Consider the following 12674-nt stretch of genomic DNA (forward strand, 5'->3'; position numbering starts at 1 on the left):
AGGAGCGCCCCATGGCCACCTTGCATACCCAGCTCAACCCACGCTCCGCGGAGTTCGCCAGCAACAGCGCAGCGATGCGCCAACAGGTCGACGCCCTGCACACCCTGCTTGCCCACGTGCAGCAAGGCGGCGGTGCCAAGGCCCAGGAGCGCCATACCTCGCGTGGCAAACTGCTGCCGCGCGAGCGCATCAATCGCCTGCTGGACCCGGGCTCGCCGTTCCTTGAACTGAGCCAACTGGCCGCTCATCAGGTGTATGGCGAAGACGTGCCGGCGGCCGGCGTGATTGCCGGGATCGGCCGCGTGGAAGGCGTCGAATGCATGATCGTCGCCAACGACGCCACCGTGAAAGGCGGTTCCTACTACCCGCTCACGGTGAAAAAACACCTGCGCGCCCAGACCATTGCCGAGCAAAACCGCCTGCCGTGCATTTACCTGGTGGACTCCGGCGGCGCCAACCTGCCGCGCCAGGATGAAGTGTTTCCCGACCGCGAACACTTCGGGCGGATCTTCTTCAACCAGGCCAACATGAGTGCCCAGGGCATCCCGCAGATCGCCGTAGTAATGGGCTCGTGCACCGCCGGAGGCGCCTACGTGCCAGCCATGGCCGACGAAGCGATCATGGTGCGCAACCAAGCCACCATCTTCCTGGCCGGCCCGCCGCTGGTGAAAGCCGCTACCGGTGAAGTGGTGAGCGCCGAAGACCTCGGCGGTGCCGATGTGCACTGCAAGATCTCCGGCGTGGCCGACCACTATGCCGACAGTGACGAACACGCCCTGGCCCTGGCACGTCGCAGCGTGGCCAACCTCAATTGGCGCAAGCAGGGCCAATTGCTGAAACGCACGCCCGTGGCGCCGCTGTACAGCAGCGAAGAGCTCTACGGCGTAATCCCGGCCGATGCCAAGCAGCCGTTCGATGTGCGCGAAGTGATCGCACGGCTGGTGGATGGCTCGGTGTTCGATGAGTTCAAGGCGCTGTTCGGCACCACCCTGGTGTGCGGCTTCGCGCACTTGCACGGCTACCCGATTGCGATCCTGGCAAACAACGGGATTCTGTTCGCCGAGGCCGCGCAAAAAGGCGCGCACTTTATCGAACTGGCCTGCCAACGCGGGATACCCCTGCTGTTCCTGCAGAACATCACGGGGTTTATGGTCGGGCAAAAATACGAAGCCGGGGGCATTGCCAAGCACGGCGCCAAGCTGGTGACGGCGGTGGCATGTGCCAAGGTACCGAAATTCACGGTGATCATCGGCGGCAGCTTCGGCGCCGGCAATTACGGGATGTGCGGGCGTGCCTATGACCCGCGCTTTTTATGGATGTGGCCCAACGCGCGGATTGGCGTGATGGGCGCCGAACAGGCTGCGGGCGTACTGGTGCAGGTCAAGCGTGAGCAGGCTGAACGTGCAGGCGTCGGGTTCAGCGCCGAAGAGGAAGCCGCGATCAAGCAGCCGATCCTCGACCAGTATGAAACCCAGGGTCACCCTTATTACTCCAGCGCACGCCTGTGGGACGACGGCGTCATCGACCCGTTGCAGACCCGCGACGTGCTGGCCCTGGCCTTGTCCGCCGCGCTGAATGCCCCCATCGAGCCGAGCCGCTTCGGTGTGTTCCGCATGTAAATGGAGTTGTCCCCCATGAGCGATTTCAACACCCTCGAACTGATCACCGACAGCCGTGGCTTTGCCACGCTGTGGCTCAGCCGTGAAGCCAAGAACAACGCGTTCAACGCCGAGATGATCCGCGAACTGATCATCGCCCTCGACCATGTGCAAGCTGATGCGTCCCTGCGTTTCCTGGTGCTGCGTGGGCGCGGCAGGCACTTCAGCGCCGGTGCCGACCTGGCCTGGATGCAGCAGTCGGCCGAACTGGATTACCACACCAACCTGGACGACGCCCGCGAACTGGCCGAGCTGATGTACAACCTGGCCAAACTGAAAATCCCCACCCTGGCGGTGGTGCAAGGCGCGGCCTACGGTGGCGCGCTGGGCCTGATCAGTTGTTGCGACATGGCCATCGGCGCCGATGATGCGCAGTTCTGCCTGTCGGAAGTGCGCATCGGCCTGGCCCCGGCCGTGATCAGCCCGTTCGTGGTGCAGGCCATCGGCGAACGTGCGGCGCGGCGCTATGCCCTGACCGCCGAGCGGTTTGGCGGCCAGCGTGCACGGGAAATCGGCCTGCTGGCGGAAAGCTACCCGATTGGCGAACTGGACCAGCAGGTGGAACAGTGGATCTCCAACCTGCTGCAAAACAGCCCGGCGGCGATGCGCGCCAGCAAGGACCTGTTACGCGAAGTCGGTAACGGCGCGCTCACCCCTGCCCTGCGCCGCTATTGCGAAAATGCCATTGCGCGCATCCGTGTCAGCGCCGAAGGCCAGGAAGGTTTGCGCGCGTTCCTGCAAAAACGCCCGCCCAGCTGGCAGCCCCAGGAGCCACGTTCATGAGCACATTGACCACCGTGCTGGTGGCCAACCGCGGCGAGATTGCCTGCCGGGTGATGCGTACCGCCAAGGCCATGGGCCTGACCACCGTCGCGGTGCACAGCGCCGTCGACCGTGATGCGCGACACAGCCGCGAGGCGGATATTCGCGTCGACCTGGGGGGCAGCAAGGCCACCGAGAGCTACCTGCAAATCGACAAACTGATCGCCGCCGCCCAGGCCAGCGGCGCCCAGGCCATACACCCAGGCTACGGCTTCCTGTCGGAAAACGCCGGGTTCGCCCGTGCGATCGAAGCGGCGGGCCTGATCTTTCTCGGGCCGCCCGCCTCGGCTATCGACGCCATGGGCAGTAAATCCGCGGCCAAGGCCCTGATGGAAACCGCCGGCGTGCCCCTGGTGCCGGGCTATCACGGCACAGAGCAAGACCTGGACACCTTCCGCGATGCCTGCGAGCGCATCGGCTATCCGGTGCTGCTCAAGGCCACGGCCGGTGGCGGCGGCAAGGGCATGAAGGTGGTGGAGGATGTCAGCCAACTCGCCGAAGCCCTGGCCTCGGCCCAGCGTGAGGCGCTGTCGTCCTTCGGCAATGGGCAGATGCTGGTGGAGAAATACCTGCTCAAGCCACGCCACGTAGAGATCCAGGTGTTTGCCGATCAGCATGGGCATTGCCTGTACCTCAATGAGCGGGATTGCTCGATCCAACGCCGCCATCAAAAGGTCGTCGAGGAGGCGCCGGCACCGGGGCTGAGCGTTGCACAGCGCAAGGCCATGGGCGAAGCGGCGGTGCGTGCGGCCCAGGCCATCGGTTATGTCGGCGCGGGCACCGTTGAGTTTTTGCTGGACGCCCGTGGCGAGTTTTTCTTTATGGAGATGAACACGCGGCTGCAGGTGGAACACCCCGTCACCGAAGCGATTACCGGCCTGGACCTGGTGGCCTGGCAGATTCGCGTCGCCCAGGGCGAAGCGCTGCCGATCACCCAGGAACAGGTGCCGCTGATCGGCCATGCAATTGAAGTGCGCTTGTATGCCGAGGACCCCGCCAACGACTTCCTGCCCGCCACCGGGCACCTGGCGCTGTACCGCGAATCCGCCCCCGGCCCGGGGCGTCGCGTGGACAGTGGTGTCGAGCAAGGAGACAACGTTTCGCCGTTCTACGACCCGATGCTTGGCAAGCTGATTGCCTGGGGCGAAGACCGTGAACAGGCGCGCCTGCGGTTGCTGGGCATGCTCGATGAGTTTGCCGTGGGTGGGCTGAAGACCAACCTGGGCTTCCTGCGGCGCATCATTGGCCATCCGGCATTTGCGGCAGCTGAGCTGGATACCGGATTTATTCCGCGCTACCAGGACGAACTTCTGCCGGTGGCCGGGGCGTTGAGCGATGAATTCTGGCAGGCCGCAGGTTCGGCCTTCATGCAGAGCTTGCCTGCGGGTGATGGGCCGTGGGCGGACACCCGTGGATTCCGTGCAGGGCTGCCCGCCGAGGTCTCGCTGCACTTGAACTGCAATGGCCAGGACCGCCTGGTGACACTGGCCGCAGACGCCGCGAAATTGCAGGGCGAACAGCTAGTGATCGAACACCAGGGCGTCCGTCGTTCACATCTGGCAGTGCGCAACGGGCACGCGGTTTTCCTGCGTTGGGACGGCGAGATGCAGGGCGTGAGCCTGTTCGATCCGATTGCGGCGGTCGAGGCCAACCAGTCGCACCAGGGTGGCCTCACGGCGCCGATGAACGGCAGCATCGTACGGGTGCTGGTGGACGTCGGCCAAACGGTCGAGGCCGGCACGCAACTGGTGGTGCTCGAAGCGATGAAGATGGAGCACAGCATCCGCGCGCCCCAGGCCGGGGTAGTCAAGGCGCTGTTCTGCCAGGAAGGCGAAATGGTTGCCGAAGGGTGCGCGTTGGTGGAACTCGAAACCGCGGACTAGAACTTCGCCGTGGCCTGCACCACGACGCCCAGGATGCGGCAATCCGCGGTGAACAGCAGTTTCGGGTAGGTGGGGTTGAGCGGCACCAGGTAGAGCTGGCCGCTCTCCTCCATCAACTGGCGGAAGGTCGCGTGGGGGCTGTCGGCCCGTTGGGCGACTACCAGTTTGCCGGGTTCGGCGGCGATGGCCGGATCCACCAGGATCATCATCCCTGCGGCGATGCTCGGGCCGCTGAGCGCAGTCATGGCGTCACCTCTCACCGGCAGCCAGAAGGCGTCACCCTGGGCGTGGTAATCCGTCAGCTCGAAGCGTGCGGCGCCATAGGCCGGGCGCTCTTCGCGAATTTCGCACAGGCCTTTCCACTCGCTGACCGGGTAGCGAAAGTACGACGTGTACTGTCTTGCCGGGCCACGGACTTCGTCGGCCTTCTCACGCAGCTCCTGCACCACTTCCAGGTCGCCCAGCCCCAGCGCTGCCAGCACCCGGTTCATGTCCACCAGGCTCGGCACGCGGCGCTTGTTGAGCCAATGGCCGACGCCACCCTGGGACATGCCCAAGCGTTCAGCCAACTCCCCCTGGGTGACCTTGCGGTCTTTCATGCTGGCCTTGACCAACGCTATCCATTTATCCATGGGCGCCGACAATACGTCAGGTATTTTCCAGGGCAATAAACAGTTTGTAGTAATCCATAAAACGACATAAATACGATACGTACTATCATCGAGCATAAGGTTTTCGACACCCACCCAGAGTACCGCCCCTTATGACGACGAGCCCGTATCTCCTGCCTGAACCCCCTGAAAACGATGACGTGCAAAACCTGCGCAGCAGCGGTGCTGCCCAGCGCGCGCTGGACTTTTACTTGAAAGAAAATATGTCAGCACCCGTCCCGGATGACAGCTTTTTCGCCATCAAGCCTGGCATCAGCCAGGAGGAAGCCCTGGTGCACGCCTCGGACCTGTTGCGCAGTGCCGCTGCCACGGCCTACGAATCAGCGAGCAGCCATCAGGGCAATCAGCGCGACCTGGCGTTTTCAGTGGTGTATTTGATTGATATGGCGAAGGCGATGGTGGAGCGGTCGTTGCAGGCAACGGAGGTTCGGGCGAACGGATAACAGGCGCAGAAGAAAAATATTTCCATCCGATGGATAAAAACATTTGACTTGCAAATGATAATGATTATTATTGGGATCAGCTGATCGCGAGATCAGTCGATAGACCAAGAGACCTTAGGTCGGACTCTTGGAATATCTCCTCATCAGGCTAATCACGGTTTTTGACCCGGCTCTTTGGCCGGGTCTTTTTTTTGCCAGTTTCCCTGGCATGGCTTCAGGCTAATGAAGACTGTGTGTTGCTTGATGGCGCGCATGGTAGCAAAAGACCATCGCCAAAAGAAAGCCAGTACAACGTTCTGGCGCACATCTCTGGGAAATAGCGCTTGAGAATCAATCTCATAGACCCTAAGCTGCGGCGGCGTCACGGATGACGCCCCCCCCCCTCCCCGCAACAATTTTGCATCCAGGCTTTACCAGACTCCTGTGTAATATAGCCGCCACAACACTCATATTCAGGCAACCAGACTATGACCGTGGCCTTGACCTCCATCAAGATCAGTACCGACTTCGACAGTGGCAATATCCAAGTGCTCGACGCCAGCGATGCCTACAATTTGCTGCTTGCCATCCAGCCCGATACCCGCAGCCACCATTACCAATGGTTCCACTTCAAAGCCGAAGGCATGCACGTGGGCCACACCCATAACTTTCGCCTGAGCAACGCCGGTGGCTCTTCGTATAAGCACGCCTGGAGCGGCTACAACGCTGTCGCGTCTTATGATCACGTCAACTGGTTCCGAGTCCCTACGCGCTTTGACGGCGAGATCCTGCACATCAGCCTCGAAACCCGTGAGAAGCATGCCTGGTTGGCCTACTTCGAGCCCTACAGCCGCGAACGCCACGACTGGCTGATCGACCAGTCCCTGAAGTACGCCGGCACCCAACTGCTGGCCACCGGCAAAAGTGTCGAGGACCGCGATATTCAACTGTTACGGCGTGGCAAAGGCGGCGAAGGCCGGCGCAATATCTGGATCATCGCCCAGCAGCACCCCGGCGAACACATGGCCGAATGGTTTATGGAAGGCATCATCGAACGCCTGCAACAGGATGGCGATGCCGAAATGAAAAAACTCCTGGCCGTTGCCGACCTGTACCTGGTGCCGAACATGAACCCCGACGGCGCCTTCCACGGTCACCTGCGTACCAACGCCATGGGCCAGGACCTCAATCGCGCCTGGCAAAGCGCCAGCCAGGAGATCAGCCCGGAAGTGCTGTTCGTGCAACAGCAAATGCACCAGTACGGCGTCGACCTGTTCCTCGACATCCACGGCGACGAAGAAATCCCCTACGTGTTCACCGCCGCCTGCGAAGGCAACCCCGGCTACACCCCGCGTATCGAAGCGCTGGAAAAACGCTTCCGCAGCCATTTGAGTTCGCTGACCCGTGACTTCCAAACCACCCACGGCTACACCCGTGACTTGCCGGGTGAAGCCAATATGACCCTGGCCTGCAACGCCGTCGGCGAGCAATACGACTGCCTGTCCCTGACCCTGGAAATGCCGTTCAAGGACAACGACGACGCGCCCAACCCGCAAACCGGTTGGTCAGGCGAACGCTCCAAACAACTGGCCAAGAACGTATTGAGCAGCGTGGCCGATATCGTCACGGTCCTGCGCTAACGCCCTTTGCCCCCGGCATCAGTCCTTGGTGCCGGTCATGCTCTGCAACACCCCATCACGCCGAATCAACCCATGGAACAGCGCCGCCGCCAGGTGCAACAGCACCGTCAGGAACAGCAGGTAGGCCAGATACCCATGGGCCTTGCGCAATAGCGCAAACAGCGGCGCATCCGCCGCCACCAACGCCGGCAACTGTACCGAACTGCTGAGCATCACCGGGTCGCCCGCCGCCGAAATCATCGCCCAGCCCAGCAGCGGCAATACCAGCATCAACCCATACAAGACCAGATGGGACGCCTTGGCCGCCAGCACTTGCCACAGCGGCAAGTCAGACGGCAACGGCGGCTGGCGGGTGGAGAAGCGCACCGCCAGGCGCACGATCACCAGCACCAGGATCGCGATCCCCAGCGGCTTATGCAGGTGGATCAACCACTCATGCCGCTCCGACACTGACGCCGCCAGGCCTGCGCCGATAAACAACATGGCGATGACCATCAGCGCCATCAACCAGTGCAGCAGGCGCGCCAGGGGCGCAAAAAACCGAGGTTGTGCATTCATGGCTTGGACTCCGCTGGGGCACTGTGCAAGGGGCTGACTTCACCGGCACGGCGCAGGTAAGAACTGGCATATGCCGCCGAACGTGCAGCCAGCAGCGGGTCATTGGAGGCTTCGATGCCGCTGGGCAAGATCAACGGATCGAAATTGATGTCGCGACAATCACCGTCGGCCTGGGGTTGGCTGCTTTGCAGCACCAGGGTGCCGGCATTCAGCACCTTGTGCTCACCGGTCCAGGGTTTGCTCGCGTCCTCCAGCGGGTCGCCGGGGTTGGCCAGGGTCATATTCAACTGCCAACGCAAAGGCCCTGAGGCCAGGCGTTGCACCAGGTCTTTCTCAAGAAAATCGCCCCCGGCCGGTGCGGTCTCCCCCGCCGCATCCTGACGCTCGGGCACTACGCCCCAGCGCACCGCCTGGCGCTTGCCCTCGGCACTCACCAAGTAAAACGCGTTGATACCGTTATAGGTTTCGGTCGCATAACTGGCCGATGGCTTGGCCGTCTTGACCCACGCCAGGAATGGCGCGGCCTCAGGGTGTGCGGCAAAAAACGCCGGCATATTCGCCGGGTTCGGCTTGCCGGTAGCCGGGTCCGGCGCGCCGGCCTTGAGCATCTGGTAGAACGCCTCGGGCGTGCCCACCGGGAACACCGGCATGCTGTTCATGCCGGTACGCCATTGCTGCCCGTTGGCCAGGCTGAACTGCACGGCAAAGCTGCGGATCGGCACACTGCTGTCCGGCGCATAGGGGTTGCCGCTGGGCAAGGCGAAGCGGCCGATCAACGGGGTCCTGGCCTCACTGAACACTTGGGCGCTGGAGTAGGCACGGGCCTCGGCACTGCTTTCGAAGTACCCGGCCACGCACACGCCCTTGGCGTGGTTACGCCGGAATCCAGGGTGCACGCCGTTGTTGGTTTCCAGGGCATTGACCAGGGTTTTCGGGCGCAGGCGTTGTGGGTCGAGGCTGCCATTGACGTAGGCAAATGCCCCGGCCAAAACCGCAACCACGGCACCAATACCCGCAAGTCGCGCGATCAGGCTCGCCGTGCTTAACGGGGGACGTGGCGGTGATGAGTGATCTACCATGAACAAACTCCAGGGCCTGAAGGCCTTTGGGGGTACACATAAGGTCGGAGTATTAAGACGAACGCCGATCCGCTCTATTCCCAGGCCCTGGATTTATTTTCCACGGTCGGGAATAACCGTTCACGCCGGACGTCTCTCTAGTCCCAGCGTATGACCAGCCAGACACCCATGCATGAACTCGACGAACCGTTACGTGAACTCATTCCCAGGCTGCGGCGTTTCGCTGTGTCCCTGACCCGTAACGCCAGCAGCGCCGACGACCTGGTGCAGGCGACCCTGGAGCGGGCGATCACCCGTTGGGCCGATAAACGCATCGAGGGCGACCTGCGCGCCTGGCTGTTCTCGATCCTCTACCGGCAGTTCCTCGATGCCCACCGCCGCACCCGACGCTATGCACACATGCTGGAATTTTTTACCGGCCGCGATGATGCGCAGCCGTCGGTGGAGCGCACCGTCATCGCCCAGGCGACCCTGCAAGCCTTCGACCAGCTCAACACCGAACAACGCGCGCTGCTGTTGTGGGTGTCGGTGGAGGGCTTGAGCTACAAGGAAGTCGCGCAAATACTCGAGGTGCCGATCGGCACCGTGATGTCGCGCCTGTCCCGGGCGCGCCAAGCGTTGCGTCAACTCAGCGATGGCGACATCGCCAGCCCTTCCCTGCGGATACTCAAATGATCAGCCTGCCCCCCAGCGAACGCGACCTGCATGCCTACGTCGATCACCAACTCCTGGACAGTGATCGCCGTGTGCTCGAAACCTACCTGGCCGCCCATCCCGAGCTGGCGGCCCAAGTGCAGGCCTGGCAGCAGGACGCGCAATTGCTGCGCGCGTCATTGAGCGGCGCCCTGCAACAACCGACCAACCCGGCGCTGGACCCGACGCTGATTCGCCAGCGCCTCAAGCATCAATCGCGCCGCCACGTTGCCACGGCCGCAGTGCTGCTGATTGCCGTCAGCCTCGGCGGCCTCGGCGGCTGGCATGCCCGTGAAGCCACGCAACCGCCGCTGTTACCGATGGCCGACGCGATGCAAGCGTTCCGCCTGTTTGCCCAGGAGGGCATCATGCCCGCCGACTACAACGGCCAGGACCGCGGCACGATGCAGGCGTGGCTCGACCGCTACTTCAATCAAGCTGATCGCTTGCCGGACTTGAGCCAAGCGGGCTACACGCCCGTCAGCGGGCGACTGCTCACCACCGATCAAGGCGCCGCCGCCATGGTGCTGTACCAGGACGCACAAGGCCGGCGCATCAGCTTCTACATCCGCCCACCTGGCCCGGACAACGGTTTCCTGCCCCGTGGCGAGCGCACGGCGGATGGGCTGCAAGCGCAATACTGGTCCGGCGGCGGCTACAACTATGCGGTGGTCAGCCCGACGGACCAGCCGACGCCGCCGCTGCAGCCGTTCTAGATTGGTCAAATCGCCACCGGCGCCCTAAAGTAAGCGACCACCGCACTACAGAGTGACTCGCATTGGCCGTGCTCCCCCTTATCCGTCGTTTGTTCGGTAAAAAAACCGACACACTGGACGACACGCCCATCCAGACGTTCTTTCAGAACAAAGCCCGGCAACTGGGTTACACCCTCAGTGCTGGCCAAACCCAGGCCATCAACGCCATGGCGCGCCAGACCCGGCACCTGCTCGCCAGCCAGCCTACCCGCAGCCTGTACCTGCACGGCCCGGTGGGGCGCGGCAAAAGCTGGCTGCTGGACGGTTTCTTCCAGGCGCTGCCCATCGCCGAAAAGCAACGCGTGCACTTCCATGAGTTTTTCGCCCAACTGCACCGCGGTATGTTCACGCACCAGGCAACGGACGATGCATTGGCCATGACCTTGGACGAACTGCTCGAGGGCTGCCGCGTGCTGTGTTTCGACGAATTCCACGTGCACGACATCGGCGATGCCATGTTGATTACCCGGCTGTTCAAGGCCCTGTTCCAGCGTGGCGTGTGGGTGCTGGTCACCTCCAACTATCCACCCGAAGGGCTGTTGCCCAACCCGCTGTACCACGAGCGTTTCAAGCCGGTGATCGACTTGATTGCCGCGCGTATGGACGTGCTGGAAGTCAGTTCGCCCGAGGACTTTCGCAGCCTGCCCCAGGCCCATGCCGTGCAGCGCTTTACCACCGGCTGTTACCTGTGGCCGGGCACGCAGGCCCAGCGTGCGGCGCTCGGCCTGCCTGTCAGCGGCGGCCCGACGCAGACGCTGACGGTGGGCAACCGGAGATTGATCTGCCGCCAGCATCAAGCGCGCACCATCGTATTCACCTTCAACGACCTGTGCGAACAGCTGACGGCGGTGATGGACTACCTGTTGCTGTGCGAGGCGTTCGATCACTGGGTCATCGACGGCCTGCCCCACCTGGCAGAGTGTCCGATCGCCGTGCAGCAGCGTTTTATCAACCTGGTGGACGTGCTTTACGACAAGGACAAGCACCTGATCCTGATCGGCGAACAACCGCTGGCCCAGGCAATGAGCGGCCAGGCCATCGACCTGGCGCGCACTGCCAGCCGCCTGAGCCAATTGCAACAGGCCAACCCGCAACGGGTGCGCGACCCGGTATCATGAACGCCATTTACGCCCCCCTTGCCGAGTGACTGCGCCGTTCATGAATACCCTCGCCCAACTCAAGGCCGGCCAATTGGCCGGCATTACGCGCCTGGACCTGTCCTGCGGGCTCACCGAATTCCCTGAGGAAATCTTCGGGCTGGCCGACTCCCTGGAAATCCTCAACCTCAGCGGCAACGCCCTGAGCCGCCTGCCCGACGACCTGCACCGCCTGCCGCACCTGCGCGTGCTGTTCTGCTCGGACAACGCCTTTACCGAACTGCCGGAATGCCTGGGCCAGTGCGCCAAACTGAGCATGATCGGCTTCAAGGCCAACCAGATCAGCCACGTGCCCGCCGCCGCGCTGCCACCGTTGCTGCGCTGGCTGATCCTCACCGACAACCGCATCAGCCAGTTACCCCGCGAATTGGGCGAGCGGCCGCTGCTGCAGAAACTGATGCTCGCCGGGAACCAACTGACGCAGTTGCCGGAAAGCCTGGCCAACTGCAGCAACCTGGAGCTGATCCGCATCGCCTCCAACCGCCTCACGCGCCTGCCCGAATGGCTGTTGACGCTGCCGAGCCTGACGTGGCTGGCCTATGCGGGCAACCCGGTAGAAATGGCAGTGGATGTGGGGGCGGACGACGCGACAGCGGATATTCCCTGGACGGAACTGGAACTGGCCGACGTGCTGGGCGAAGGTGCCTCCGGGGTGATTCGCAAGGCCCTGTGGGCCCCCACGGCCAAGCCCGTCGCCGTCAAGCTGTACAAAGGCACGATCACCAGCGACGGCTCGCCGCTGCACGAAATGCAGGCCTGCATCGCCGCCGGGTTGCACCCTAACCTGATCAAGGTGCAAGGCCGCGTGGTGGGTGCCCCTGAGGGTCAGGCCGCATTGGTCATGGACCTGATCGACCCGAGCTACCGCAACCTCGCCGCCCTGCCGAGCCTGGCCTCGTGCACCCGCGATGTCTACGACCCCGCCACCCGTTTCAGCGTCGACACAGCCTTGCGCATGGCCCGGGGCATCGCCTCCGTGGCCGCGCATTTGCACCGGCACGGCATTACCCATGGCGACCTGTATGGCCACAATATCCTGTGGAATGAAGCGGGAGAGTGTTTGCTCGGGGACTTTGGCGCAGCGTCGTTTCATGCCAAGGCAGACACCTTGGAAACGCGAGCCTTGCAACGCATTGAAGTGCGCGCGTTCGGGGTGTTGCTGGGGGAATTGCTGGAGCGGGTTGAGGCGGGGTTGATTGACGAGGCGCTGTTGGATTTGCAGAAAAGCTGTTGCCAGCCCGACGTGTTGGCACGGCCGAGCTTCGAAGAAATCAACGCCTTGCTGCAATCCATCCAGCACCACTAAGCAAATGTGGGAGGGGCGGTGCGACGATTC

Annotated in this window: 12 protein-coding genes; 9 read left to right on the plus strand and 3 right to left on the minus strand. The window is 62.9% G+C overall.

Going from position 1 to position 12674, the window contains the following annotated elements:
- Positions 1 to 11: 11 nt before the first annotated feature.
- The 3 genes from ACHPFG_RS19370 to ACHPFG_RS19380 are packed head-to-tail and all read left to right on the plus strand — an operon-like array spanning position 12 to position 4363.
- Positions 12 to 1619, plus strand: coding sequence for a carboxyl transferase domain-containing protein (locus ACHPFG_RS19370; RefSeq protein ID WP_431700170.1), 1608 nt, complete (start codon positions 12 to 14; stop codon positions 1617 to 1619).
- A gap of 15 nt (positions 1620 to 1634) precedes the next feature.
- Positions 1635 to 2441: a gamma-carboxygeranoyl-CoA hydratase gene (locus tag ACHPFG_RS19375; protein ID WP_431700171.1), complete on the plus strand. Its 807-nt coding sequence runs from the start codon at positions 1635 to 1637 to the stop codon at positions 2439 to 2441.
- Positions 2438 to 4363: an acetyl/propionyl/methylcrotonyl-CoA carboxylase subunit alpha gene (locus ACHPFG_RS19380; protein WP_431700172.1), complete on the plus strand. Its 1926-nt coding sequence runs from the start codon at positions 2438 to 2440 to the stop codon at positions 4361 to 4363. Before ACHPFG_RS19375 ends, ACHPFG_RS19380 begins: the two co-directional genes overlap by 4 nt.
- On the opposite strand, the gene ACHPFG_RS19385 is transcribed toward ACHPFG_RS19380, so the two are convergent.
- Entirely contained in the window at positions 4360 to 4995 is a 636-nt protein-coding gene (locus ACHPFG_RS19385) for a LexA family protein (RefSeq protein ID WP_431700173.1), read from the minus strand. The two genes, ACHPFG_RS19380 and ACHPFG_RS19385, sit on opposite strands and share 4 nt — an antisense overlap.
- 131 nt (positions 4996 to 5126) lie before the next feature.
- Here ACHPFG_RS19385 and ACHPFG_RS19390 point away from each other — a divergent pair, with 131 nt between their 5' ends.
- Complete coding sequence (locus ACHPFG_RS19390; RefSeq protein WP_431700174.1) at positions 5127 to 5477, plus strand: DUF6124 family protein; 351 nt, start codon at positions 5127 to 5129, stop codon at positions 5475 to 5477.
- Between the two features lie 467 nt (positions 5478 to 5944).
- Positions 5945 to 7096, plus strand: a complete 1152-nt coding sequence (locus ACHPFG_RS19395; protein ID WP_431700175.1) for a M14 family metallopeptidase — start codon at positions 5945 to 5947, stop codon at positions 7094 to 7096.
- A gap of 18 nt (positions 7097 to 7114) precedes the next feature.
- Here ACHPFG_RS19395 and ACHPFG_RS19400 read toward each other — a convergent pair whose 3' ends face one another.
- Positions 7115 to 7654 carry a cytochrome b gene (locus tag ACHPFG_RS19400; protein WP_065940125.1) on the minus strand — a complete coding sequence of 180 codons (540 nt, stop codon included), beginning with the start codon at positions 7652 to 7654 and terminating at the stop codon, positions 7115 to 7117.
- Positions 7651 to 8733 carry a catalase family peroxidase gene (locus ACHPFG_RS19405; protein ID WP_431700176.1) on the minus strand — a complete coding sequence of 361 codons (1083 nt, stop codon included), beginning with the start codon at positions 8731 to 8733 and terminating at the stop codon, positions 7651 to 7653. Before ACHPFG_RS19405 ends, ACHPFG_RS19400 begins: the two co-directional genes overlap by 4 nt.
- Positions 8734 to 8901: 168 nt before the next feature.
- On the opposite strand from ACHPFG_RS19405, the gene ACHPFG_RS19410 reads away from it, so the two are divergent.
- The 4 genes from ACHPFG_RS19410 to ACHPFG_RS19425 all read left to right on the plus strand — a co-directional run bounded on the left by ACHPFG_RS19410 (position 8902) and on the right by ACHPFG_RS19425 (position 12644).
- Entirely contained in the window at positions 8902 to 9408 is a 507-nt protein-coding gene (locus ACHPFG_RS19410) for an RNA polymerase sigma factor (RefSeq protein WP_431703498.1), read from the plus strand.
- A complete protein-coding gene (locus tag ACHPFG_RS19415; protein WP_431700177.1) occupies positions 9405 to 10142 on the plus strand; it encodes an anti-sigma factor family protein in 738 nt (245 codons plus the stop codon). The genes ACHPFG_RS19410 and ACHPFG_RS19415 overlap by 4 nt, the downstream gene beginning before the upstream one ends.
- 62 nt (positions 10143 to 10204) lie before the next feature.
- A complete protein-coding gene (gene zapE / locus ACHPFG_RS19420) occupies positions 10205 to 11299 on the plus strand; it encodes a cell division protein ZapE (RefSeq protein ID WP_431700178.1) in 1095 nt (364 codons plus the stop codon).
- A 40-nt stretch (positions 11300 to 11339) separates the two neighbouring features.
- Complete coding sequence (locus ACHPFG_RS19425) at positions 11340 to 12644, plus strand: protein kinase (RefSeq protein WP_431700179.1); 1305 nt, start codon at positions 11340 to 11342, stop codon at positions 12642 to 12644.
- The last annotated feature ends 30 nt before the right edge of the window (positions 12645 to 12674 follow it).

This window comes from Pseudomonas sp. BR20 (assembly GCF_050780135.1).
Lineage (GTDB): Bacteria > Pseudomonadota > Gammaproteobacteria > Pseudomonadales > Pseudomonadaceae > Aquipseudomonas.

Excerpts from the sequence above, each read along its gene's own strand:
- ACHPFG_RS19370 (WP_431700170.1), top strand. The coding sequence starts at position 12 with ATGGCCACCTTGCATACCCAGCTCAACCCACGCTCCGCGGAGTTCGCC.
- ACHPFG_RS19375 (WP_431700171.1), top strand. The coding sequence starts at position 1,635 with ATGAGCGATTTCAACACCCTCGAACTGATCACCGACAGCCGTGGCTTT.
- ACHPFG_RS19380 (WP_431700172.1), top strand. The coding sequence starts at position 2,438 with ATGAGCACATTGACCACCGTGCTGGTGGCCAACCGCGGCGAGATTGCC.
- ACHPFG_RS19385 (WP_431700173.1), bottom strand. The coding sequence starts at position 4,995 with ATGGATAAATGGATAGCGTTGGTCAAGGCCAGCATGAAAGACCGCAAG.
- ACHPFG_RS19390 (WP_431700174.1), top strand. The coding sequence starts at position 5,127 with ATGACGACGAGCCCGTATCTCCTGCCTGAACCCCCTGAAAACGATGAC.
- ACHPFG_RS19395 (WP_431700175.1), top strand. The coding sequence starts at position 5,945 with ATGACCGTGGCCTTGACCTCCATCAAGATCAGTACCGACTTCGACAGT.
- ACHPFG_RS19400 (WP_065940125.1), bottom strand. The coding sequence starts at position 7,654 with ATGAATGCACAACCTCGGTTTTTTGCGCCCCTGGCGCGCCTGCTGCAC.
- ACHPFG_RS19405 (WP_431700176.1), bottom strand. The coding sequence starts at position 8,733 with ATGGTAGATCACTCATCACCGCCACGTCCCCCGTTAAGCACGGCGAGC.
- ACHPFG_RS19410 (WP_431703498.1), top strand. The coding sequence starts at position 8,902 with ATGCATGAACTCGACGAACCGTTACGTGAACTCATTCCCAGGCTGCGG.
- ACHPFG_RS19415 (WP_431700177.1), top strand. The coding sequence starts at position 9,405 with ATGATCAGCCTGCCCCCCAGCGAACGCGACCTGCATGCCTACGTCGAT.
- ACHPFG_RS19425 (WP_431700179.1), top strand. The coding sequence starts at position 11,340 with ATGAATACCCTCGCCCAACTCAAGGCCGGCCAATTGGCCGGCATTACG.